The 24,037-nt window shown below is 66.6% G+C and carries 17 protein-coding genes and 1 other RNA gene; 17 read left to right on the top strand and 1 reads right to left on the bottom strand.

Translation table 11 applies throughout. From position 1 onward, the window contains the following. Positions 1 to 34: 34 nt before the first annotated feature. The 5 genes from ABYF38_RS02680 (at position 35) to ABYF38_RS02660 (ending at position 10,769) form a co-directional block, all read left to right on the top strand. Positions 35 to 220: a hypothetical protein gene (locus ABYF38_RS02680; protein ID WP_371152585.1), complete on the top strand. Its 186-nt coding sequence runs from the start codon at positions 35 to 37 to the stop codon at positions 218 to 220. After that, positions 217 to 642 carry a TadE/TadG family type IV pilus assembly protein gene (locus ABYF38_RS02675; protein ID WP_371152583.1) on the top strand — a complete coding sequence of 142 codons (426 nt, stop codon included), beginning with the start codon at positions 217 to 219 and terminating at the stop codon, positions 640 to 642. The genes ABYF38_RS02680 and ABYF38_RS02675 overlap by 4 nt, the downstream gene beginning before the upstream one ends. Further along, complete coding sequence (locus ABYF38_RS02670) at positions 635 to 1,147, top strand: hypothetical protein (protein ID WP_371152582.1); 513 nt, start codon at positions 635 to 637, stop codon at positions 1,145 to 1,147. The genes ABYF38_RS02675 and ABYF38_RS02670 overlap by 8 nt, the downstream gene beginning before the upstream one ends. Then, positions 1,144 to 1,647 carry a hypothetical protein gene (locus ABYF38_RS02665; protein WP_371152581.1) on the top strand — a complete coding sequence of 168 codons (504 nt, stop codon included), beginning with the start codon at positions 1,144 to 1,146 and terminating at the stop codon, positions 1,645 to 1,647. The genes ABYF38_RS02670 and ABYF38_RS02665 overlap by 4 nt, the downstream gene beginning before the upstream one ends. 98 nt (positions 1,648 to 1,745) lie before the next feature. Then, positions 1,746 to 10,769, top strand: coding sequence for a putative Ig domain-containing protein (locus tag ABYF38_RS02660; RefSeq protein ID WP_371152580.1), 9,024 nt, complete (start codon positions 1,746 to 1,748; stop codon positions 10,767 to 10,769). A 106-nt stretch (positions 10,770 to 10,875) separates the two neighbouring features. On the opposite strand, the gene ABYF38_RS02655 is transcribed toward ABYF38_RS02660, so the two are convergent. Then, positions 10,876 to 11,205 (bottom strand): CBU_0592 family membrane protein, encoded by a 330-nt coding sequence (locus ABYF38_RS02655; protein WP_371152579.1) that lies wholly within the window; start codon positions 11,203 to 11,205, stop codon positions 10,876 to 10,878. 72 nt (positions 11,206 to 11,277) lie between these two features. Between ABYF38_RS02655 and ABYF38_RS02650 the strand changes: the two genes are divergently transcribed. The 12 genes from ABYF38_RS02650 (at position 11,278) to ABYF38_RS02595 (ending at position 23,789) form a co-directional block, all read left to right on the top strand. Next, entirely contained in the window at positions 11,278 to 12,201 is a 924-nt protein-coding gene (locus ABYF38_RS02650; RefSeq protein ID WP_371152578.1) for a LysR family transcriptional regulator, read from the top strand. Positions 12,202 to 12,427: 226 nt separating this feature from the next. Continuing rightward, complete coding sequence (locus ABYF38_RS02645) at positions 12,428 to 13,663, top strand: multidrug effflux MFS transporter (RefSeq protein WP_371152577.1); 1,236 nt, start codon at positions 12,428 to 12,430, stop codon at positions 13,661 to 13,663. A gap of 10 nt (positions 13,664 to 13,673) precedes the next feature. Beyond that, positions 13,674 to 14,789: a peptide chain release factor 2 gene (gene prfB, locus ABYF38_RS02640; RefSeq protein ID WP_371152576.1), complete on the top strand. Its 1,116-nt coding sequence runs from the start codon at positions 13,674 to 13,676 to the stop codon at positions 14,787 to 14,789. A 98-nt stretch (positions 14,790 to 14,887) separates the two neighbouring features. Further along, the gene (gene ftsE, locus ABYF38_RS02635; protein ID WP_371152575.1) at positions 14,888 to 15,577 is read left to right on the top strand and encodes a cell division ATP-binding protein FtsE; all 690 of its coding nucleotides are present in this window, start codon (positions 14,888 to 14,890) and stop codon (positions 15,575 to 15,577) included. A gap of 11 nt (positions 15,578 to 15,588) precedes the next feature. Then, the gene (gene ftsX / locus ABYF38_RS02630) at positions 15,589 to 16,503 is read left to right on the top strand and encodes a permease-like cell division protein FtsX (protein WP_371152574.1); all 915 of its coding nucleotides are present in this window, start codon (positions 15,589 to 15,591) and stop codon (positions 16,501 to 16,503) included. 3 nt (positions 16,504 to 16,506) lie between these two features. Further along, a complete protein-coding gene (locus tag ABYF38_RS02625) occupies positions 16,507 to 17,850 on the top strand; it encodes a peptidoglycan DD-metalloendopeptidase family protein (RefSeq protein ID WP_371152573.1) in 1,344 nt (447 codons plus the stop codon). 135 nt (positions 17,851 to 17,985) lie between these two features. Next, a complete protein-coding gene (gene smpB / locus ABYF38_RS02620; RefSeq protein ID WP_371152572.1) occupies positions 17,986 to 18,522 on the top strand; it encodes an SsrA-binding protein SmpB in 537 nt (178 codons plus the stop codon). Between the two features lie 189 nt (positions 18,523 to 18,711). Further along, positions 18,712 to 19,081: a transfer-messenger RNA gene (gene ssrA / locus ABYF38_RS02615) on the top strand. A 926-nt stretch (positions 19,082 to 20,007) separates the two neighbouring features. Then, positions 20,008 to 20,307, top strand: a complete 300-nt coding sequence (locus ABYF38_RS02610) for a helix-turn-helix domain-containing protein (protein WP_371152570.1) — start codon at positions 20,008 to 20,010, stop codon at positions 20,305 to 20,307. After that, positions 20,267 to 21,517 carry a type II toxin-antitoxin system HipA family toxin gene (locus ABYF38_RS02605; protein ID WP_371152569.1) on the top strand — a complete coding sequence of 417 codons (1,251 nt, stop codon included), beginning with the start codon at positions 20,267 to 20,269 and terminating at the stop codon, positions 21,515 to 21,517. The genes ABYF38_RS02610 and ABYF38_RS02605 overlap by 41 nt, the downstream gene beginning before the upstream one ends. Before the next feature lie 575 nt (positions 21,518 to 22,092). After that, positions 22,093 to 22,350 (top strand): hypothetical protein, encoded by a 258-nt coding sequence (locus tag ABYF38_RS02600; protein WP_371152568.1) that lies wholly within the window; start codon positions 22,093 to 22,095, stop codon positions 22,348 to 22,350. A 161-nt stretch (positions 22,351 to 22,511) separates the two neighbouring features. Beyond that, complete coding sequence (locus ABYF38_RS02595) at positions 22,512 to 23,789, top strand: ATP-binding protein (protein ID WP_371152567.1); 1,278 nt, start codon at positions 22,512 to 22,514, stop codon at positions 23,787 to 23,789. Positions 23,790 to 24,037 lie beyond the last annotated feature (248 nt).

Genomic DNA, 24,037 nt, shown 5'->3' with positions numbered 1-24,037 from the left:
CGCAATGCGTCATCTAGCTCGAGCACATATCGCCATGCGCAACCTGGTTGGTCGCGTCGCCAACTGGGTGTCGCAGGAGCGCGGGGACGTGCCAGGCTGGGTTCTCATCACGCTGATGACCGCCGGCCTGGTGGTGCTGATCTGGGCTGCGGCCGGCCCGAAGCTGGTGGCGCTGTTCCAGAACGCTGTCGACTCCGTCACCGGTCCCGCCGGGCCGTGACCAACGTGAGCCTGCGCGGCCTCCGAGTGGGGGGTAGCCGCAGGCGCGAGGAGGCGGACCGGGAGGCGGGTAACGCGCCGGCCGGTTTCGCGCTCGTGTCCGGGCTGGTGGTGGCGGCGATTTTGGCGCTGCTGCAGCTCGGCTTTGCCCTGCACGTTCGTAACCTGGCCACCGACGCCGCCGGCGAGGGGGCCAGGCGGGCGGCGCTTTTTGGCGCCTCCGAGGCCGACGGCGTGGCCCGCACGACCGACCTGCTGCAGCAGTCCGGGATCAACGGTCGGGTGACCCCGGGCGTTGGCAACTATGCCGGGCGGGACGTGGTGACGATGACCGTGACCACCTCGCTGCCGATCCTGGGGCCGTGGGGCCCCTCGGGGTCGCTGGTGGTAGTGGGCCGGGCGGTGAAGGAGATCGGTGACTAGCCAGCCGCGCGGCGTGTTTTTGGCGGATGAGGGGCCGGGCGGCCAGACGAGGCGCTGCGGCCGGTGGGTCGACGTCGTCCGTACCCGCCTGCGTGAGGGCGGCGAGCGTGGCGAGGCGATCATCGAATTCATTGCGGTGACGATGGTGGTGGTCGCCCTCCTGGCCCAGTTGATCGTCGCACTGGCGCGCATGGAGGCCGCCGCCTTTGCTACGGAGGCCGCCGCCCGTGAGGTCACGCGCCTGGCGGTGGGCGGGGCCGACGCTGCCCAGGCGGTCGCCCCCTTTGCCGTCGAGCTCGCTTTTGCCGACCAGGGATTGGACCCGAGCCGCGCCGAACTGGCTCTGCGGTGCCTGGAGCGGTGCGGACAGCTGGGGGAGCGGGTGCAGGTGCAGGTGCGCTACCGGTTGGACCTGCCGGGTATCGGCGCCTTCCTGCCGCCGCGTGCCGACGTACCATTCGAGGCCACCTACGAGGTCACGCTCGGTGAGCTGGTGGCGCCGTGAGCCGTTGGATGTGCCGCCCCGACGCGGGTCGCGAGCACGGCGGACTGGGGTCTGCCGCGAGTGGTGAGCACGGTCGGATTGGGTTGCTGTCGGTCGCCCTGGCCGGCCTGGTGCTGGTGCTGGTGTTGGGGACGACGGTGCTCACCAACCTGCACCTGGAACGCAAGCGTCTGCTCACCCTGGCGGACCTGACCGCCGGGCATGCCGCCACCGTGGGAATCTGCCCAGATAGCCACACCATTCCCAGTGGGGCCAGCCCGCGCCTCTGCCTGGACCCCACCAAGGTGGAGGCTGCGGCCAAGAACTACCTGACCGTCAACGCCGCCGGGTATATGGGCGAACGGGCAGTGGAACTTGTAGATGTCCAAGTAGTGAACGATTCGGTTGTTGTGACTCTCCGAACGGAAGTTGGGTTGCGTTGGGTTGGGGGCGATTTATCCGCCCTACCCGCCAAAGTGACCATTTCGGTTCGGTCAGCCGCTGGATCGAGCGCAAAGTAGCAACTAGATTGGGCCCGCCGGCCCGCCGGCTTACATTCCTGCGACGAAGCACGGAGACGAAGTCGATGAAGACACTGTTATCCCGAACCTTGACGGCGGTGACAGCAACGGCAGCCATAGTGCTTGCCCCCGCAGTGACGGGCGCTGCTACCGCGTATGCCAATGGAACAGGTGGGCCAGCCCCCACCTTCTATGACACCTGCCGAGGCCCGGCACAGCTGAAGATTCCCGCGCAGGGCAGCTTCACAAAGGACAGCCAGGCGATCGCTGCCGGGCTGCACGACGTGGCCGAGGGCGTCACGGTGAACATTTCCGACGGCTCCCGCAACTGGTCCTTCACCAACGACGCCGGGGACTGCCCCAGTGCCGCGACGGTCACCCCGAGTGGCCTCGAGGAGCAGACCGGAACGATCCTCGACGGAATCAGTCTTCACGACTACTCCAGCCACGTCACCCCCGGCTCCGGAGGCAGTGACCGTGGTAATTCCGCTCACATGTTTGATGGGAGGGTCGCGACTTTCTGGCACACGCCCTATAGCGGCCTGACCGACCGTGACCGCCGCCTGCCGCACTGGATCACTGCGGACCTGGGAGCAGTAAAGCAGGTCGACTTCATCGAGGTCACGGCCCGTCAAACTACGGTTGGCCACCCCAAGCAGGTGACGATCTTTTCTTCCGACGACGGGCAACAGTTCGAGGCAATTGCCGATGCGGTGCTGCCCGACGGAAGCCGTACGGAGCAGAAGGTAGCCACAATCGAGATTCCGCAAACAAACACGCGGTACCTCGGAATGGTGGTGCACAGCACGTACTCAAACAGGAACCACGTGAACGTTGCGGAGATGCGTTTCGGAGCCAAGGTCACCACTACCGTGACTCCGGGTATTCCGAAGTTCAGCAACCTGGCCGGCAGCAATTCTGTCCACATTCCCAACACTCCCGGCGTCGTATACAGCATCGGCAGCGAGGTGAAGGCACCCGGCCTGCACACTGTCACCGGTAACCCTGTCGTCACCGCAGCGGCCAAGCCCAACCGTCAGCTGGCTGCTGGAGCACCGGCCAGCTGGACTCCTCAGTTCACCAATGCAACTACCTGCACGGTGGGCCAGACCCAGCAGGGAACCGGAGCCAAGCTCAACCTGAGCGCGACCGTGCGGGACTGGGACACCGAGTCCTTCGGTGGTCGCGGTGGCGAGACCGACTCCAAGGCCATCTACGCCCTGGACGGTAACTACAACACCCTGTGGCACACCCCGTGGAGCAGAGACGGTGGTGTCACGAGCGCCGAAATGAACATGCCCCACGCCCTGGAGATAGACCTGGGCGAGGGACACGAGGCCGTTCGCGCGATTAACTACGTTCACCGCGGAGTCCAGCCCGCCAACCGAGATGGCTACAACGGCCAGATGAAGACCGTGGAGCTGCTGTCCTCCACTGACGGACAGAACTTCAACTCCATCGCCTGCTACTCGGTGCCGGACGTGCGCAACGTGGCACACCCCGCCAAGGTGATGCTGAACCTGCCGCAGAACCTCACCGACCGTTACCTGCGTCTGCACATCACCGAGGCGTGGGTGGGAAGCACCGCCCCCGCCACCGGAACCAACTACGTCACCATCAACGAGCTGGAGTTCTTTGGCGAGAACCAGGCACCTGCAATCGTTGCCGACGGCGTCTCTGTGGGCGCCGGCGGTGACGTGAACATCCCTGTGACCGTCACTGACCCCGAACAGCACACTGTCACGGTGACCCTGCAGGGTGCCCCGGAGGGTCTGCAGTACGCCGACGGTGCCATCACCGGTCGCGCACCGGTGGAAGCGCGCGCTTACACGTTCACCATCGTGGCGCGCGACCAGCACGGTAAGGAGACCACCAAGCAGATCACGCTCACGGTCACCGCTAACCGCGCCCCGACCGTGACGCTCGCCCCCACCTCCGTGACCGGTCAAGTAGGCGAGGAAGTATCCGTGACCGTCACCACCGCCGACGAGGACGGGCACACCGTCACCGTCGAGCTGGAGGGCGCGCCCACCTGGCTGACTTACTCGGACACCACCAAGAAGATCACCGGTACCGCAGAGGCCGGCACCCACACCGTGCGGGTGAAGGCCACCGACGCCCTGGGCACCTCCACCACCGTTGACCTGCCCGTCACCATCACCCCGCCCCCGACCCCGGTGGCACCGGCGGCCCCCGTCTTCGCCGACCTGGCCGGTGCGGGCGGCAAGGTGACCATCCCGGCCGTCGAGGGCCTGCAGTACAAGATCGGCGGGAGCAACGTCCAGGCCGGTGAGAACACCGTCCAGGACGGGGAGGCCGTGGTCACCGTGGAAGCCAAGCAGGGCTTCGTGCTCTCGCCCGGCACCGCCCAGTGGAGCCACACCTTCGTCAGCACCGCCTGCGTGGCCGGTAGCATTAACGGCGGCCGCGGCGAGGCCTACACCTCTGGCACCGTGGTCGCATTCGACACCGAGTCCATCAACGGCATCGGCGGCGAGCAACGTGGAAACGCCAGCAACGTGGTGGACGGCGACCCTGCCACCTACTGGCACACCCCCTGGAAGGCGCACAACAGCCTGCCGGCCTCCGCCAGGCAGTTCCCGCACTTCGTGACCGTGGACCTGGGCCAGGCCCGCAACCTGGGTGCCGTGGAGCTGACCCACCGGGTGAAGGACTCCAACGCCACGATCGGTTACGCCGGCCAGCCCAAGCAGGTCGAGCTGCTTACCTCCACCGACGGTGCCGTGTTCTCCAGCGCCGGCTGCTTTACGCTGCCGGACGTCAAGACCTCCGATAACCCGGTGGTCACGATGACCCTGGCCAACGCGGTGAACGCCAAGTACGTCCGCGTGCAGGTCTCCAGCGCCCACGCCTCTGACTCCTACACGCTCATCAACGAGCTGAAGTTCTTTGGCCCCAACCGCGCCCCGGAGCTCACGGTGGACGGCACCTCCGTGCGTGCCGGTGGCGACGTGAACATCCCGGTGGTCACCAGCGACCCCGAGCAGCACACCGTCACCGTGACCCTGCAGGACGCCCCGCAGGGCCTGCAGTACGCCAACGGCGCCATCACCGGTAAGGCCCCGCTCGAGGCCCGCGAGTACCCCTTCACCGTGGTCGCGCGCGACCAGCACGGCAAGGAGACCTCCAAGCAGATCACCCTGACCGTCACCCCGAACGCTGTGCCGACTCTGTCTTTGGCTGTGGAGTCTGTGACTGTGGTTGAGGGGCAGCCGGTGTCTGTGTTGGCCACGGTTGGTGACACTGATGGTGATGAGGTGACCTTGTCGCTGGAGGACAACCCGACGTGGTTGAGGCTGAACGACAAGACCGTTACTGGTACGCCTACTGTGGCTTTGTCTTCCCCGGTTGTGGTCAAGGTCAAGGCCTCTGATGGCCGTGGCGGCGAGGCGGTCAAGGCGCTGACGATCACGGTCAACGCAAACCGGGCTCCGGTTGTTGCGGCGGAGAGTGCTTCGGTTCGTTTTGGTTCCGAGGTTAACGTTCCGGTTCAGGTGACCGATGCTGATGGCCACACCTTCGAGGTGGTTGTTGAGGGGCTGCCGGCTGGTTTGACCTACGGGGCGAACAAGATTTCTGGTACGGCTCCGGCTAATGCTGGTCAGCACGAGGTGACCATTCGGGCTACCGACCAGTACGGCAAGGTGGGCACCAAGCAGATCACGCTGACCGTGGTCGGCAACGCCGCCCCGACCGTGACGCTGACCCCGGCCGAGGTCGAGGTCTTCCAGGGCGGCGCGGTGCAGGTTCGCGCTGTTGCAGCCGACACCGATGGCACTGTTGCCGCTGGCGCGCAGCTGGCTGACGGTTCCCCCGACTGGCTGAGCATCGCAGGTGAGCAGATCACTGGTACGGTCCCGGCCGAGACCCAGGCCGGCCCGATCCAGGTCACGGTGAAGGCCGTTGACAACGACGGCGCTACCGGCACCGCCACCCTGACCATCACGGTCAAGGAGAACCACGCCCCGGTGATCGAGGCCGCTGACCTCTCCGCCCGCCAGGGCGCAGCCGTGAACATCCCGGTCGTCGTTACCGACCAGGACCAGCACAACGTGACCGTCACCCTGGTGGGGGCACCCTCCGGCTTCGAGTACGCTGACCGTGCCATCACCGGTACCGTCCCGGCCGGTCAGCCCACCGTCCAGTTCACGATCCGTGCCGAGGACGAGCTGGGCAAGGTGACCACCAAGGAGCTCACCATCACGGTGGTTGCTAACGTCAACCCGACCGTGACCCTTGCCCCGGCCGCAGTGGATGCGTTCCAGGGTGCGGTGGTTGAGTCCACTATCACCTCCGCTGACAGCGACGGCAACGTGGTGGGCGACCCGGTGCTTCTCACCGGTGCCCCCAACTGGCTGAGCATCGCTGGTGGCATGGTCACCGGTACTGTTCCGGCCGACCAGGCCGCCGGCCCGGTCACCGTGACCGTCCAGGTCACCGACAACGACGGCGCCACCGGCACCGCAGAGCTGACCATCACGGTCAAGGAGAACCACGCCCCGGTGATCGAGGCACAGGACGCCTCGGCCCGCCTGGGCGGACAGCTCGACATCCCGGTGACCGTCACCGACGCGGACTCCCACACGTTCGACGTGACCGTGACCGGTGCTGAGGGCCTGACCTGGGCAAACAACGCCGTGACCGGCCCTGTGCCGGCCGAGGCGCGCGCCTACCAGCTCACCATCACGGCGCGTGACGAGCTGGGCAAGGTGACCACCAAGCTGATCACCCTCACCGTCGCCGCCAACGCGAACCCGACCGTGACTGTCACCCCGAGCACCCTGGAGGTATTCCAGGGCGCCAAGGTGGAGGCGACCATCGCCGCCAACGACACCGACGGTCAGATCGACGGCGAGCCCATGCTGGTCGAGGGCGCGCCCACCTGGTTGAACATCGATGGTGACAAGGTCACCGGTACCGTCCCGGCTGGCGAGCCCGCAGGTCAGGTGGAGGTGACCGTCCAGGTCACCGACAACGACGGCGGCATTGGTACGGCCGTCCTGACCATCACGGTCAAGGAGAACCACGCCCCGTCCTTCGGGCAGCTCACCGGCCTGAACCCGATCCGCGAGGGCGACTCGCTGGACGTCACGGTCCCGGTCCTGGACGTTGACAACCACACCGTGAAGGTCACCCTCAAGACGGGCGCGCCGGACTGGTTGAGCATCAACGAGCAGGGCCACCTGGTCGGCACCGCCCCCGTCGGCAGCGCCGGCACCATCCCGGTCTCCCTCATCGCCACCGACGAGCTCGGCCTGGCCGCAGAGAAGCAGATTAACGTCGAGGTCCGCGCCAACGCTGTGCCGACTCTGTCTTTGGCTGTGGAGTCTGTGACTGTGGTTGAGGGGCAGCCGGTGTCTGTGTTGGCCACGGTTGGTGACACTGATGGTGATGAGGTGACCTTGTCGCTGGAGGACAACCCGACGTGGTTGAGCCTGAACGACAAGACCGTTACTGGTACGCCTACTGCGGCTTTGTCTTCCCCGGTTGTGGTCAAGGTCAAGGCCTCTGATGGCCGTGGCGGCGAGGCGGTCAAGACGCTGACGATCACGGTCAACGCAAACCAGGCTCCGGTTGTTGCGGCGGAGAGTGCTTCGGTTCGTTTTGGTTCCGAGGTTAACGTTCCGGTTCAGGTGACCGATGCTGATGGCCACACCTTCGATGTGGTTGTTGAGGGGCTGCCGGCTGGTTTGACCTACGGGGCGAACAAGATTTCTGGTACGGCTCCGGCTAATGCTGGTCAGCACGAGGTGACCATTCGGGCTACCGACCAGTACGGCAAGGTGGGCACCAAGCAGATCACGCTGACCGTGGTCGGCAACGCCGCCCCGACCGTGACGCTGACCCCGGCCGAGGTCGAGGTCTTCCAGGGCGGCGCGGTGCAGGTTCGCGCTGTTGCAGCCGACACCGATGGCACTGTTGCCGCTGGCGCGCAGCTGGCTGACGGTTCCCCCGACTGGCTGAGCATCGCAGGTGAGCAGATCACTGGTACGGTCCCGGCCGAGACCCAGGCCGGCCCGATCCAGGTCACGGTGAAGGCCGTTGACAACGACGGCGCTACCGGCACCGCCACCCTGACCATCACGGTCAAGGAGAACCACGCCCCGACCGTCACGCTGGAGCCCACCGCGGTCAACGCCAACGTGGGTGCGCAGGTCTCCGTCACCGTCACCACCGGTGACGAGGACGGCCACGCCGTCACCGTCGAGCTGCAGGACGCGCCGTCCTGGCTGACCTACTCGGCCGCTACCAAGAAGATCACCGGTACGGCAGTGCTCGGCACCCACACGGTGCGCGTGAAGGCCACCGACGCGCTGGGCAAGGTCACCACCGTTGACCTGCCCGTCACCATCACCACCGCATCCGTGCCCGCCACCGCCCAGGCCCCCGTGTTCGTGGACCTGGCCGGTGAGGGCGGCAAGGTGATCATCCCGGCCGTCGAGGGCGTCCAGTACAAGATCGGCGGCCAGAACGTGGAGGCCGGCGAAAACACTGTGGCCGACGGCAACGTCGTCGTCACCGTGGTCGCCAAGGACGGCTTCACCCTGGCCGAAGGTACCAGCGAGTGGACCTACGCCTTCGTCGGCACCGCCTGCGTGGCAGGTGGCGTCAACGGCGGTCGCGGCGAGCTCTACACCTCCGGCAGCGTGGTGGACTTCGACACGCAGTCCATCAACGGCATCGGCGGTGAGAGCGCCGGCTACGCCCGCCACGTGGTGGACGGCAACACCGCCACCTTCTGGCACACGCCGTGGCGTGCACACAACACGCTGCCGGCCTCCAGCCTGCGCTTCCCGCACCACGTCACGATCGACCTCGGCCAGGCCCGTAACCTGGGCGCAGTCGAGCTGACGCACCGCGTCAAGACCGACGAGGCGCGCGTGGGTTACGCCGGCCAGCCGAAGAACGTGGAGCTGCTGACCTCCGTGGACGGGGCCGCCTTCACCAGCGCCGGCTGCTTCACGCTGCCGGACGTCAAGACCTCCGACAACCCGGTGGTCACGATGACCCTGCCCAACGCGGTCAACGCCAAGTTCGTGCGCGTCCAGATCACTGGCGCCCACTACTCCAGCGGCTTCACCCTGATCAACGAGCTGAAGTTCTTTGGCCCCAACCGGGCCCCGGTCTTCGGCGACATCGCTGCCGAGGTGAACGCCACCGTTGGCGGCGCCGTTGACCTGGCCCTGCCCGTCACCGACGCGGACAACGACACCGTGACGCTGACCCTGGCTGAGGGCGCTCCCGCCTGGCTGCGCATCAACGAGGGCAAGCTGACCGGTACCGCCCCGGCGGACGCCGTCGGTGACCACGCGGTGACAATCACCGCCACGGACGCCCACGGCGCCACCGCCACGAAGCAGGTGACGGTGAAGGTGGCCCAGGCCCCCAACACCGCCCCGACCGTGACGCTCTCCACCAACACCGTGAACGTCATGGACGCGCACAAGGTGCCGGACGTCACCGTCACCACGGCCGACCCCGACCAGGGCGACCAGGTGACGCTGACGCTGGAGAACGCCCCGGCATGGCTGAAGCTGACCGGCAACAAGATCTCGGGTGACGTGCCCGCCGGCACGAACGGCAACTTCGTTGTCACCGTCAAGGGCACCGACAAGGCCGGCGCCACGGGTACCGCGACCCTCACGGTGCGCGTGACCCTGGAGCCGAACACGCCGCCCACGATCAGCGTCAACCCGGCCAAGGTTGAGATTCGCGAGAAGGGCAAGGTGGAGGTGGCCATCACGGCCGCAGACGCCGACGCCCGCGACACCGTCACCCTCAGCATGCAGGGCGCTCCGGCGTGGCTGAAGCTGCAGGGCACCAAGCTGGTCGGCACGGCCCCGGCGGGCGGCGGCAACCACACTGTCACCGTCAAGGCCACCGACACTCGCGGCGCGCACGCCACCGCCCAGGTGCAGATCAGTGTGGACGCCAACGACGCCCCGGTCCTCACTGTGACGCCGGCCTCGGCCACGGTCGTTGAGGGCAAGGACGTCTCCTTTACCGTCTCCGCCACCGACGCTGAGAACGACGCCGTCACCTTCGCCCTGCAGGGTGCGCCTTCCTGGCTGTCCCTGAAGGACGGCAAGGTGAGCGGCACCGCTCCGGAGCTGAGCGCCGGTGAGCTGCGCTTCACCGTCGTGGCCACCGATGCCCTGGGTGCTCGCACCACCAAGGACGTCAACCTGACCGTGAAGGAAGCCAAGAAGCTGGACCGCTACTCCGGCGCTGACCGTGTCGCCACCTCCGTGGACGTGTGGCAGCGCGGCGGCTTCACCTCCAAGACTGTGCTGCTGGCCAACGCGACCAACTTCGCTGACGCCGTGGCCGCCGGTCCGCTGGCTGGTGCGCTGAAGGCCCCGGTTGTCCTCACGGGCGGCAAGGTGCTCGAGCCCAAGACGGTTCAGGCGCTGAAGGCGGCCAGCATCACCAAGGTGATCCTGGTTGGTGGCGAGAACTCGGTCTCCGCTCAGGTGGAGCGCTCCCTGCGCAACCAGGGCATCGCGGTGCAGCGCCTGGGTGGAACCAGCCGCTTCGCCACCGCGATCAGCCTGGCGACCGAGGTGGGCAAGCTGACCGCCACCCGTTCCGTCATGGTGGTGGACGGCACCAACTTCGCCGACGGTCTGACCGCCGGCGCGGTGGCCCCGCAGGCCGGTGCCGTGGTGGTCTACTCCAACGGCAAGAACATGCCGGGCGAGACCCGCGTGTTCCTCCAGCGGATGCAGGACAAGGAGATCTACGGTGTGGGTGGCGCTGCGGTCACCGCGCTGAACTCCTCCGGTTGGACCACCGGTGTCAGCGCGACCGCCGTGACGGGCGCGGACCGCTACGCCACCGCCCTGGCCGTGGCCAAGACGTTCGCCCCGAACACCCGCGAGTTCGTGGTTGCTAGCGGTGCGAGCTTCGCCGACGCCCTGCCCGCCGGGGCCCTGGCGGCTCACCGTGGCGGCGTGCTGCTGCTGACCAGCTCGAGCCTGATACCGCCGGCCATGGAGCAGTACCTGCGCAAGCAGGACATGCGCCGCGTGGCCATCGTGGGTGGCACCTCGTCGGTGTCGGTCGCGGTGGAGCGCACCCTGCGCGCCCTGCTCGGCTAGGGGCGCAAGGCGCTAAACCCGGGGGCTCGGTTCGTCTAGGCGAACCGGGCCCCCGGGCCTTTTGCTGCCGGGAGTTAGTTGTTTGTGGGAGTGAGTTGTTTGTGGGCTAGGCGCGGGCGCCGGAGTCCTGGGGGAGCGCGGCGGCGGTGACCTTGCGGGTGGCGCGGGCGAGCTTGGCGCGCAGGTAGGCGCGCTTGGTGGTGAACACCAGGTGGAGCCCGATGCCGATGAAGACGGCGTTGGCGACCATGGAGGGCCAGGCGCCGGTGACGGTGCAGGCGGCGGCCAGCAGGAAGGCCCCGGAGATGTTGAGGGCGTGGTAGCGCAGCGAGTCCGGCGCGATCCGCTTGGAGGCGACCAGGAAGTAGGCGCCCATGGTGGCGGCTGCTCCCACCCAGCCCAGGGCGGCGATCACGGAGGTGACTGCTTGGCTCATGGCGGCACCTTGCCCCCACCCCGGCAGTTAGTGCAAGTTAACAACTATACATTGATGGTTTAGAGTTGCTGGATGGCTATTGATCCGAGGCGCCTTTCCGTTCTCCTGGCCGTGCAGCGCGCGGGCGGGGTGGTGTTGGCCGCCGACCTCCTGGGAATCACCGCGTCGGCAATCTCACAGCAGATCGCCCGCCTGGAGAGCGAGGTGGGCCAGCGCGTGCTGGACCGCAATCCCGGCGGGGCGGTGCTCACGCCCGCCGGGCAGACCCTGGCCCGGGCCGCCGAGCGCATCGAGGCGGAACTCGAGGCCGCCCACCTGGAGCTGCTGCGCCACGAGGGCCAGGTGGTCGGCACGGTGGTGGTCGGTGCCTTCCAGTCCGCGATCCGCGCCCTGCTACTGCCGCTGCTCGCCCAACTGCCCACGGCCCTGCCTGGCGTAAAGATGGTGATCCGGGAGGTGTGGGAGGACCAGGGGCGCAAGGACCTGCGGCGCGGTGCCCTGGACCTGCTGATCCTGGAGCGCGACTCGCTGGCGCCCCCGCCCACCCCCTCCGGCGCGGTGGACGTGCCGCTCATGGACGAGCCCTGGTACGTGGTCAGTCCGCGCGTGGTCGGCGAACCCACCTCCCTGGCCGACCTGGCCGACCATCGCTGGCTGGCGGCCGGCACAGGCACGGCGGCCGGGCGGGCCATGCAGCGCCTGCAGGCGTCCCTGGAGATGAGCGTGGCGCACACCCACGGTTTCTTCGATTACGACGTCGCCCTGGCGATGGTGAGCGCGGGCCTGGGCAGCGCCCTCCTGCCGGGCCTGGCCCTGCCCGCGCAGCTGCCGCCCTCCGTGCTGGCCACCCACCTGCCCGGCCTGGGGGTACGTCGCCTGGCCGCCCGCTACCGCTCCACCGCCGGAGGTTTGACCCCGGCCCAGTCCGCGCTGCTGGAGCTACTTATCGCCCGCGCCGCTTCCTTAAGTGGCGGCCGCGCGGAGGACGCGCAGTAGGAGGATGGACGACGTTCCGCCGGCCCGCTGCAGGCAGCGGCCGCCCACCGCTGGGCCGCTACGTCCGGGCGGCGGGAGGGACGTCGGCCAGCGGCGGTGAGGCGCGCGGGGGCGTCGCTAAACCGGGCGGCGGGAGGAACGTCGGCCAGCAGAAAAACCCGGAGGGTGGCGGGTACTACGCCACGTCCGCCGCGCGCACAACCCGGCGCGGGGGCACAATTGCTTGGTGACAAGTAGCCCACCCTCCCCGTCCCACTCGCCGAGCTCCACCGCCCGACCCGGCTGGAAGTTCGTCACCTTCGTGGGCGTCCTGACGGCACTGGGCGCGATCACAACGGACATCTACCTGCCCAGCCTGCCCGAGGTCGCCGCAGACCTGCACACCACCGAGGCGCTGGCCGGCTCCACCATCTCCATCGTCCTCATGGGGGCCGCAGTGGGCACTCTGCTGGTCGGCGCGCTGAGCGACCGGCTCGGCAGGCGACGCGCCGCCCTGATGGGAATCAGCCTCCACGTGCTCGCCTCGATCGGCGCCGGATTCGCCGGCTCCATCGAGATGCTGCTGGCGCTGCGCTTCCTGCAGGGATTCGGCAACGCCACCGCCAACGTCTCCGCCATGGCCATCGTGCGCGACCGCTTCACCGGCGCCGCCGCCGCAGCCGTGCTGAGCCGCCTCATGCTGGTAATCGGCGTGGTGCCGCTGCTGGCGCCCTCGCTCGGCGCCATCATCGCCGCCGCCGGGGGCTGGCGCCTGGTCTTCTTCTTCATCGCAGCCTACGGCGCGCTCCTGCTGGTCGCGGTCGGCTTCGTGCTGCCCGAAACCCTGGCGCCCGAGCACCGCTCCCGCAACGTGAAGGAAACCTGGGACGGGTACCGCATCCTGCTGCGCGACTCCCAATTCAGGCTGCTCGCGCTGCTGCCCGGCCTGTCCTTCGGCGCCATGCTGGCCTACGTGGTGGCCTCCACCTTCGTGGTCCAGGTGGAACTCGGACTGGACAAGGCCCAGTTCTCCATCTTCTTCGCCGCCATGGGCACCGGCATGATCCTCTTCGCCCAGTTCAACGCCTACCTGGTGCGGCGCGTGGACTCCCTCAACCTGCTGCGCGGCGGCACCACCTTCGCCTTCGCCTCCAGCCTCGTGCTGCTCACCGTGGTGCTCAGCGGCAACCGCAACCTGTGGGTGCTGGGGGCGTGCATCTGGCTAGTGCTGGCCGGCTTCGCCTTCATCGGCCCCAACGCCACCACGCTCGCGCTGGCCAACCACGGCGAGCGCGCCGGGCGCGGCGCGGCCCTCATCCACTCCCTGCAGGCGCTCGTGGCCGCCCCGATCTCGGCCTCCGTGGGCTTCCTGGGCGGAGACAGCCGGGCCATGGCCCTGGTAATGGCCGCCTCCTTCGGGCTGGCGCTCGCGGTGGTCCTGCTGGGGGTGCGGCGTTGCCCGCCCCGCGCCGTCCTGCCGTAAGGTTAGGGCCGTGGCTATCGACTTTCCTGCTGAAATCGCGCAACTGCGCCGCACCCACGCCTCCATCAGTGCCGTGGTTGACCCCGACGCCCTGCGCGCCCAAATCGCCGAGCTCTCCGAGAAGGCGGCCGCCCCCGACCTGTGGGACGACGCCGCAGCGGCGCAGGCCGTCACCTCCAAGCTCTCCCACGCCCAGAGCGAGCTGGAGCGCCTGAACAACCTGGCCGCCCAGATCGACGACGTCGAGGCGATGGTGGAGCTGGCAGAGGAAGCCGGGGGAGACGCCGACGTCCTGGCCGAGGCCGAGTCGATGCTCGGCGTCGTCTCCAAGGCCCTGGAGGAGCTGGAGGTCCGCACGCTCCTGAGCGGCGAGTACGACGAGCGCAACGCCGTGGTCACCATCCGCGCCGGCGCCGGCGGCGTGGACGCCGCCGACTTCGCCGAGATGCTGCTGCGCATGTACCTGCGCTGGTGCGAGCGCCACGACTACCCGGTCAAGGTGCTCGACACCTCCTACGCCGAAGAAGCCGGCCTGAAGTCCGTCACCTTCGAGGTCACCGCCCCCTACGCCTACGGCACCCTTTCCGTGGAGGGCGGCACGCACCGCCTGGTGCGCATCAGCCCCTTCGACAATCAGGGCCGCCGCCAGACCTCCTTCGCGGCAGTCGAGGTGATCCCGCTGATCGAGTCCACCGACCACATCGAGATCCCCGAGTCCGAGCTGAAGGTAGACGTGTTCCGCTCCTCCGGTCCGGGCGGCCAGTCAGTCAACACCACGGACTCCGCGGTCCGCATGACGCACATCCCCACCGGCATCGTCGTCTCCATGCAGGACGAAAAGTCCCAGATCCAAAACCGGGCGGCGGCGCTGCGAGTGCTGCAGTCCCGCCTGCTGCTGCTGCGCAAGGCAGAAGAGGACGCCAAGAAGAAGGAACTCGCCGGCGAGATCAAGGCCTCCTGGGGAGACCAGATGCGCTCCTACGTGCTCCACCCCTACCAGATGGTCAAGGACCTGCGCACAGAGCACGAAGTTGGAAACACCTCCGGCGTCTTCGACGGCGACATCGACGGCTTCATCGAGGCCGGCATCCGCTGGCGCAAGAACCAGGAAACCGAGCAGGAGTAATTGATCCCACCCGGCCAAAGGGCCGCGTTGCGCGTGTTGAAACTGCGGTGAACCGCAAGCCTGCCTACAGTGGCCACAGCCAGGCAGGAGGGGATCCCGTGATCCGTTTTGAGAACGTAACCAAGGTCTATAAACCGGGGGCCGCCCCGGCGCTCAACGGCGTGAACATCGAAATCGAGCGCGGGGACTTCGTCTTCCTGGTCGGTGCCTCCGGCTCCGGCAAGTCCACCTTCATGCGCCTAGTGCTGCGCGACGAACTGGCCAGCGCGGGCAAGGTATACGTGCAGGGCAAGGACGTGGCCAGCTTGTCCGTTTGGCGGCTACCCCATCTGCGCCGCACCGTGGGCACCGTGTTCCAGGACTTCAAGCTGCTGGAGAAGAAGAGCGTCTTCGACAACGTCGCCATCGCCCTGCAGGTGGTGGGCGCGCCCCGCCACGAGGTGCTGACGCGCGTGCCCGAGGTGCTGGAAACCGTGGGCCTGGAGGGCAAACAAAACCGCCTGCCCCACGAGCTCTCCGGTGGTGAACAGCAGCGCGTGGCCATCGCGCGCGCCATCATCAACCGTCCCGCCGTGCTGCTGGCCGACGAGCCCACCGGCAACCTGGACCACGCCACCTCCGTTGGCATCATGCGCCTGCTGGACAAGATCAACCGCGCCAACACCACCGTGGTGATGGCAACCCACGACGGCAAGATGGTGGACCAGTTCCGCAAGCGCGTCATCGAGTTGGAGCAGGGCAAGGTTGTGCGCGACCAGGCCCGCGGCGTCTTCGGCTCGAAGCACTAGGAGGAACCGATATGCGACTGCGCGTAATCATCGCCCACACCTTCCAGGGCCTGTGGGCCAACAAGGCCATGGCCGTTGGCCTCATGCTGGTCACCCTGGTCTCCTCGCTCTTCGCCGGCGCCGCCCTGCTGCTCAACCTGCAGACCGGCTACATGCGCGACTCCTGGTTCGACAAGGTGGAGATCACCGCGTTCATGTGCGCCCCGGGCGATCAGGCCGACACCTGCACCCACGGCGAGGCCACCCAGGAACAGATCGACGCCGTGGCCGCCTTCCTGGCCTCCGACGCGATGAAGCCCTACGTGGCGAACGTGGAATTCGAGGACAAGGACGAGGCCTTCGCGAACTTCCAGCGCATGTTCAAGGGCACCGACCTGGCCCAGTTCGGCGACAAGGAGGCCCTGCCCGTCAGCTTCCGCATCTCCCTGATCGACCCGCGCGAATACCGCGTGGTGGCAGAGGAGCTGGTGGGGCGCGACGGCGTGTTCCAGGTGCGCGACCAAAAGGCCGTGGTTGACCCCCTCCTCAACGTGCTCTCCCGCGCCCAGGGCGTCTCCATCGCCCTGGCCGCCGCGATGGGCCTGGCCGCCGCCATCCTGATCGCCACCACCATCAAGCTTTCCTCAATCTCCCGCCAAAAGGACGTCGAAATCCTGCGCCTAGTGGGCGCCTCGCGCTGGTTTATCCAAGTGCCATTCCTGCTGGAGGTGGCGTTCTCTGTGCTGATCGGTGCCGCCGTCTCGGTAGGGACGCTCTGGGTGACGGTGCGGTTCTACGTCAACTCCTGGCTGGGCGGGTCCTTCACCACCATGCGTTTTGTAGACGCACGCGACGTGGCCATGATGGCCCCGTGGCTGCTGGGCGGGGCGCTGCTGCTGGCCGTTGGGGTGTCCATGATCTCCCTCAACCGTGAAGTGAAGGCCTGAGCCATGCGCTCGTGGGGAACTAGGCGGTGGGCGGCACTAATCGCGGTGCTGGTCCTGGCGCTCGGTGCCCTCTTCACTGTCACATGGCCGGCAGTCTCTGACGAACGTGACGACCTCGCCGCTGCTCAGGACCAGGCGGACAAGGACCGCGCGGCCCTGCGCAACTCCTTGAGCGGAATCGACGCAGAGATAGCCGATGCGATTGTGCGCCTCAGCGACCTCAACGCCCAACTGCCGGTCCTGCGCAAGGAACTAGAGGACGCCCAAAACGCGGCCGAGGCCGCCCGGCGCGACCACGCGCAGCTCACCGACCGCCTCACCCAAGCGAGGGCAGAGAAGGACTCCATCACCCAAGAGATCGCGGCGGGCCAGGAACGCATCGAGCAGGACCGTGCCGTGCTGGCCGACCTGGCCAAGCGTGCCTACCGAGGAGAGCTGAGCACCAGCCCACTCGAGATCGCCCTGACTGCCACCACCCCGCAGGAATTCGCTGACAAAGCCGTGGCCGCGGACGTGATCACCCGCTCCCGGCTGCGCAGCGTGGACGCGATGTCCGCCGAGGTCACCCAGAACGAGAGCCGTGAAAGCCGCCAAGAACTGGTGAGCGGCCAGGTGGAAGACCTAGAACAACAGGCGGCGGCCGCCCTGGCCGACGCCGAGGACAAGGAGGCCGTGGCCGCCCAGAAGCTGCAGGAGGTGGAAACGGCACAGTCCGAACAGGCCGCCCTGACCACTCAGCTCAACGGGCAAAAATCCACCATCGAAGCCCAACTGGCAGAGATGGATCAGGCGTACGACCAGCGTGCAGCTCGAATCGCCCAGCTAGACGCGGAAGAAGCCGCAGCTGCAGCAGCCGCTGCGGCGGCGCAGAACAACGCCGCCCCGTCCGGCTCCGGCGGCGGGGGATCGGGCGGCGGGTCCGGGGGCTCCGGCGGTTACGGCGGGGGCGGGCTGTTCCGCTACCCGGTGGACGGCAACCCGGAGGTGACCTCCGGCTACGGCTGGCGCATCCACCCCATCCTGGGCTACCCGAAGTTCCACGACGGCGTGGACCTGGGCTCTCCATGCGGCCAGCCCGTGTACGCCATCGAGGCCGGAGTCACCTTCGACGTTTACTACGACGCCGGTGGCGGCAACATGGTTTACATCCACCACGGCAATATCGGCGGCAACAACTACAACTCCGGCTACCTGCACCTGGAGTCCTCCACCGTTGGGGGCGGCCAGTATGTCAACCGGGGTGACCTGATCGGTTACGTCGGCACCACCGGCCGCTCCAGCGGTTGTCACCTCCACTTTGAGATCTGGCGCAACGGGGCAACCACCGACCCGCTCGGTTACTACTAGGCGGCCCTCAAGGTCGGTTCGGAGCGGGAAGCTCTGTTTGGGAGCCGCATCTCACGGCCGGGAGAACCGGTTGACGAGGCGGTTTGAAGCCATAGCTGGGCAGGCTGCCCGTTTCGCGGGCAGGCACCTGCCTATATGCTGGGAGGTCGATTTAGGAGAAGAGACGTGAACAGCAAGAAGATGACGGCCGCCGAGCGCGCCAAGGCGGAGGCCGTGGCCAAGAAGGTGATCGCGCGCAACAAGAAGGCCACCCACGAGTACCACATCGAGGACCGCTACGAGGCGGGCCTGAGCCTGACCGGCACCGAGGTGAAGGCGCTGCGCGCCGGTCGCGCCTCCCTGGTGGACGGCTGGGTGGAGATCGACCGGGGAGAGGCCTGGCTGCAGGGCGCCCACATCTCCGAATACGCCCAGGGCACGTGGACCAACCACGCCCCGCGCCGCAAGCGCAAGCTGCTGCTGCACAAGGACGAGATCCGCAAGCTCGGCCAGGCCGTGCAGGCCAAGGGCTACACGGTGGTGCCACTAGAGCTCTACTTCATTGGCGGCCGCGCGAAGGTGGAGATCGCCCTGGCGCGCGGTAAGCAGGACTGGGACAAGCGCCAGGCGCTGCGGGAGAAGCAGGATGAGCGCGAGGCCCGGCGCGCGATGGCGCAGTTCCGCAAGCGCTGAGGGCCGGCGGCGTCACAAGCGGGGTGACCGGCGGAGCGTCGTCCATGGTGGCGCGGCCGCGCGACCGGCATTCCAGCCGGGCGGCTGGCGGAGCGTCGTCCATGACGGGACTGCCAGGGGCTGGTCTGGACGGGCGGCGGGAGGCCAGCTAGAATTGAGTGCCCGGTTCCGGCCGGGAAAAACTACATAGGGGCTGATCGGTTTCGACGACGGTTGTCGTACCAGGGGAAGCGGGTAGAGGATGCACGGTCATCTCTTCAACGCTCCGTGTAAACCAATAGGTGCCGATAACACTCGCACCGACTTCGCCCTCGCCGCCTGAGCGAGCCTCGAAGTCCGTCAGTCCGGGCGTGCTCCCGTCCCGGATCCTGGCGTCGTCTAGGGAGCCACTGCTGCTCGCCCTCGTTACTGGGGCGGGCGGGACTTTTAGGTAACTGAGCCCGTCGGTGTCCTTGTTCGCGTGAGACACCGGGGCTGAGAAACTCGCTAGCGAACTGCACCCGGAGAAGTCCTGGGCGCGCACCGTCGGACCGGGGTTCGATTCCCCGCAGCTCCACCAACAACGCAGGCGAGCGGAGAGCATTCATGCTCTCCGCTCGTTTGTTTGTGTGTACCGCCCCGGGCGAGCTCGCTCGCGCCGGGGAGAGGACACACAAACAAACCGGGGTAGCGCGTGCGCGCTATCCCGAGCCTAGGCAGTTGGTTGAAAGGCGACCGTCAGGGCGCCTGAACACAAGCTGCGCTCACCCGAGGCAATTGCAGCTTGTTGAAAGTCGTCCCGTAGGGGCGGCTGAACACCAGCGGGGCTTCCGGCGCTATCCCGAGAGCATCCCCGCCCCCCAAGCTCGCAAATGCTGCATTGGGGTACATCCGACCGCTTGGTGCCGCGTCCCCGATCGGTCGGATGTACCCCGACCGCACGCTTGTACGCTCGGTGCCATTCCGAGCGTCGTAGCGGATCCTGGCGCCGAGTTCCCGTTTCCTGGGACCCGGCTCGGGCGCGGCTGGTCAATCCCCGGGCGTTATCCTCGGGTCTAACTCCGATCCCGAGCCCATCCTCGCGCCCCCAAGCTCGCATTTGCTGCATTGGGGTACATACGACCGCTTGGTGCCGCGCCCCCGATCGGTCGGATGTACCCCGACCGCACGCTTGTACGCTCGGTGCCATCCAACGCGGCTGCGCCTCCCGCGTGAGCTCCTTGCGGGGCGTACTGGTCAAGCCGCAGCTCGGGCAAGAAGGCCACCTTTGATCGCGGCTGTTCCCCCTGCGGCTAGCGCAGCCAGCAGAAGCATCTCACCTGTGATTACAAGTCCGGCACGTGCCCATTGAGCTCCGCTAGTCCCATATGGCCCGGGCTACTGATGTGGTATTGGCCGTCTTGTCGCTGATGGATGAGGGGCGATACGTGTGGCGGGGGCACCGAGTCCTTTGACGTCGATATTGAAGTCGCCTACGATGACTTCAATATCAACGTCAAGCCTCGTGTGGTTAACAACAGCGAGATGGGGGGCTGGATGCAGTACCAGGGCAAGGTCACGGGGCCGGAGTCGCTTGGGCGCATGTTGCAGCAGGCTCGTTTGGTGGCTGGGCTGACGCAGCGCGAGCTGGCAAACCAGCTGGGTACTACTCAGAAGTACGTCTGGGAGCTGGAGGCTGGCAAGCCGTCTATCATCATGGACCGTTTGTTTGCGGCCATGCAGGCAACCGGCATGGAGCTGACTGCTACCATCAACGTCCCCTCTGATGTGGGAGCTGTTCAAGGCGAGGTTGACCATCGTGGGTGACCTCGTCGTTGAGCTTTATGGTCAGCGGATCGGTGTGCTGCGCGGAGACTGGCGCACCTTCGACTTGGTTCCTGATCCTGCTGCTGCCACCCGCTTCGGGCTTGATTCGACGGTGATGTCCCTGTCCGTTCCCCTGCAGGTTCGGTCGACTCGTTCGCGGGCATCCATCCGTCGCAACTTCTTCGCTGAGCTGCTGCCCGAGGGGCGGATGCGAACGCGACTGGCGCAGATCAGCGGTGTGCAGGAGCACGACGTTATTGGCCTGCTCCGCCAGTTCGGGCGCGACGTGGCAGGAGCTTTGCAGATCTGGGACCCGCAGGTGCCCGGCGAGCCCAAGAGTCCTCGGTATGAGCCCGTGGATCAAGGCGGTGTGGCTCGCATGCTGGCAGCAGTATCGGAGGAGCCGCTAGGGAACAAACCCATCGGAGGAAAGACGTCGCTGGCCGGCGTCCAGGACAAGATCGTCTTGGCTCGCAGGAATGATGGCGGGTGGAGTCGAGTGGTCGACGGGGCGCCGTCAACCCATATTCTAAAGCCCTTCCACGCCCGCTATCCGACGCTCATCTACGACGAGGAATATGGAGCCAGGCTGGCGCGAGCCGTTGGATTGACTAGTTACGCCACATGGGTCGAGGAATTCGAGGGGATCCCGGCCGTGGTGATCGAACGTTACGACCGCGACCCGCTGGCCCCTCAAGGTCGTGTGCACCAGGAGGACGGCAACCAGGTGCTGGGGGCTTCCGGCGTGCAGAAGTACCAGCGAGAGGGTGGGGTGGTTTCCCTGGAGCGTCTGGCTCGAGCCTTTCGCGGTGCGGGTGGCACCCAGATGGTGGAGACCCTATACAGACAGCTTGTGGTGGCGGTTGCCGTCGGGAACCTTGATATGCATGCCAAGAACGTGTCAGTCCTTCATCCGCCGGACGGCACCTGTCGGCTGGCTCCCGCCTACGATATGGTCCCTCAGGCTCACCTGCCCACCGATGGGGAACTGGCGTTGGCGGTGAACGGCGTGTACCGGCATGAGTCGGTGACGGGCTCTGACCTGATAGCTGAGGGTGAGCGGTGGGGGATCCCCAACGCGGCTGTGCTTGTCGAGGTGGTGCTCGCCGCACTGTCCGAGGCGATCAACGCCGAAGTTCCATTGTCGGGAGCTCGCCCTGGCCTGGTGGAGGATATCGGCGGCTTCATAGATCGACTTCGCCAGGGATGATCCGGAACAGGGGGGGCGCCCTCAAGGGCGTCGTGCCTCGATAGCGGACTCTGCGCGGGTGTCGCACTCTAGGCCACCGCTTTTTCACGCCGCTTTCGAAACGGCAACTCGACTCTCGCAGAACGAGGAGTCGCCCGCCGGCCCGTACCGTCGCCCAGTCTGAGATGCACGGTGCCGGATGTGCAGTGCAGGATTCGGGTTGGCCAGAGCGGGCGGGCGCCAGAGCCGTCGTGTGCCTGCAGGCCTGCGCGTCGCCGTCCAACGCGGGCGTCTTATCCCGGCCTCCGCAACCCCTTATCCGAAAGCTGAGGGATCAAACTGGCGAAAGTTACTGGATCGAATCTCCGCAAGTTGCTGGACGAGTGGTAGCTTGCTCCCCAGCTTTGGAACGAGGTCCGGTTCCAGGTGGACAATCGTTCCCCGGGAAAGGGTCAGTTCATTCTGACGGGAAGCTCCACTCCGGACGACGATCCTCGTCGCCATTCCGGGCCTGGGCGTTTTGTGCGTTTGAGGATGCGCCCGCTTTCGGTCTTTGAGCTGGAGCGCTCCTCGGGGCAGTTTCTTTTGCGTCTCTCATGTCTGGCCAGGAAGTTGCGGGCGTGGGCGCGGCTTTGCCGGTTCCGGAGCTTGCGAGCGTGATTGCGGTTGGTGGCTGGCCGGGTTCGCTGGAACTAGCCGATGAAGCCGCTCAGGTCGTCAACCAGGGGTACGTGGATCAGATCGTTGAAACTGATCTGCCCCGTTTGATCGGGCGCCGGCGCGACCCGGTGAAGCTAAGGAATCTGCTCTCTGCATTGGCGCGCAGCGTCGGCAATCAGGGCTTCGTCCCATAGTTGGCGCAGGAGGCAGGCGGGGCGGGGTGAGCCTCGGTGCACTCCACTGGTGGTCCATCCGTTCCCGAGAGATGAGCGGGACCCACGCAGAACGGCAACTCGACCCTCGTAGAACGGCAAGTCAACTGTCGTAGAACGGCAACTCGTACTAACATGGCGGTGTGGAAAATGGCTTGATCAAGCGGAATCTGCTTCCTGTGGCGCAGGAAGTGATCGAGCATGCTCCCGTCGTGGTCATCAGTGGTGCGAGACAGGTTGGAAAGAGCACCTTGATGCAGATGCTGCTCGAGCACCAGCAACACAGACTGGTGAATCTGGACAGTATGGTTGCTCGCGAATCTGCGATTTCTGATCCGGAAGGTTTCGTCGATCAGTTCCCTGAGGGTGTGCTCGCTATCGATGAGGCCCAGCGGGCACCGGACCTGCTCCTTTCGATCAAGCTGTCCGTAGACCGCAAGCGGAGCGCGGGGAGGTTCATCCTCACAGGCTCGGCGAATCTGCTCACCGCCAGCGGAAGCCAGGAGAGCTTGGCTGGACGAGCGCAGACGATTCGGTTGCATGGCCTGAGCCAGGGCGAGCTCAGAGGGCGAGTGGAGGACTTCGCTGCGTTCGCTTGGGCATTGCCCGCTCTGGGGCCCTCGCTCCACGCAGAGGAGTTGTCCCGTGCCGAATACCTAGAGTTGGCAATGTCGAGCTGCTATCCCGAGTTGCAGGGCATGCAGCCGCGAGCTGGGCGACGTTGGATTGACGCCTACCTAGAGAGGGTACTTTCCAAGGACGTCGGCGACGTCAGTGGGATTCGCTTCCATGACAGGCTGCGACCGTTGATGAGTTTGATTGCTGCCGAGAACGCCTCGGAGTTCGTCAATCAGAGGTATGGCCAGGCGCTGGACCTGCCTGCTCGCAGTGTCCCGTCGTACGTTCAGGCGTTGGAAGACGTGTTCCTGATCCATCGGATTCCTGCCTGGGGGCACAACCTTTCCAAACGGGCGGTGGCAAAGCCGAAGGTTTATGTAGCCGACCCGGGTGTTGCTGCCCATCTGGCGGGCGTAGACCTGCGTGGCCTTGAGCATGACATTTCGAGTTCACTCACCGGAGGGCTTGTCGAGGCATTCGTTGTAGGGGAACTGCTTAAGCAGCGGGGCTGGTCAGAGGTGGACTTCACGGTGAACCACTGGCGCGACAGTGGCAACGGGGACCACGAGGTTGACATCGTTCTAGAAAACCGTGCTCGTGAGATCGTCGGCGTAGAAGTTAAAGCACAGGCCACTCTTGGCGCAAAGCACTTCAAGGGACTCAAACAGTTGCGCGGTCTTGCCGGCAAGCGCTTCATCGCCGGGATCGTGCTCTACACAGGTAGCGAGGTCATGCCTTTCGGGGAGCGCTTGTGGGCGATGCCTATTAACGCCCTGTGGGAGGCAAGTTTCGCCCGACAATAGGCTGCTCCTGGCGGTCCGCCACGATTAAAGGAGACGACGCCCCGCCTGGCGTCCCTCCCCGCCGCGCGCCTTGCCGGCCAGCGCAGCCCTACTGCGCCCCCAATAGAATGCGTCCGTGTCTGTTGAGTTCGCCCCGATCATTCGTCGCACCAAGCCGGAGGTGCTTGTCCCTGCTCGGGAGCTGGGCACCTTGAAGGTCGCGATTGGCTTCGGGGTCGACGTGGACTAGGTGCTCATTGTGGTTGCTG

The sequence above is a fragment of the Buchananella sp. 14KM1171 genome (assembly GCF_041380365.1).
Classification (GTDB): domain Bacteria; phylum Actinomycetota; class Actinomycetes; order Actinomycetales; family Actinomycetaceae; genus Buchananella; species Buchananella felis.
The sequence above is the reverse complement of the archived record's forward strand: the minus strand, read 5'-3'. Positions and strand labels throughout refer to the sequence as shown.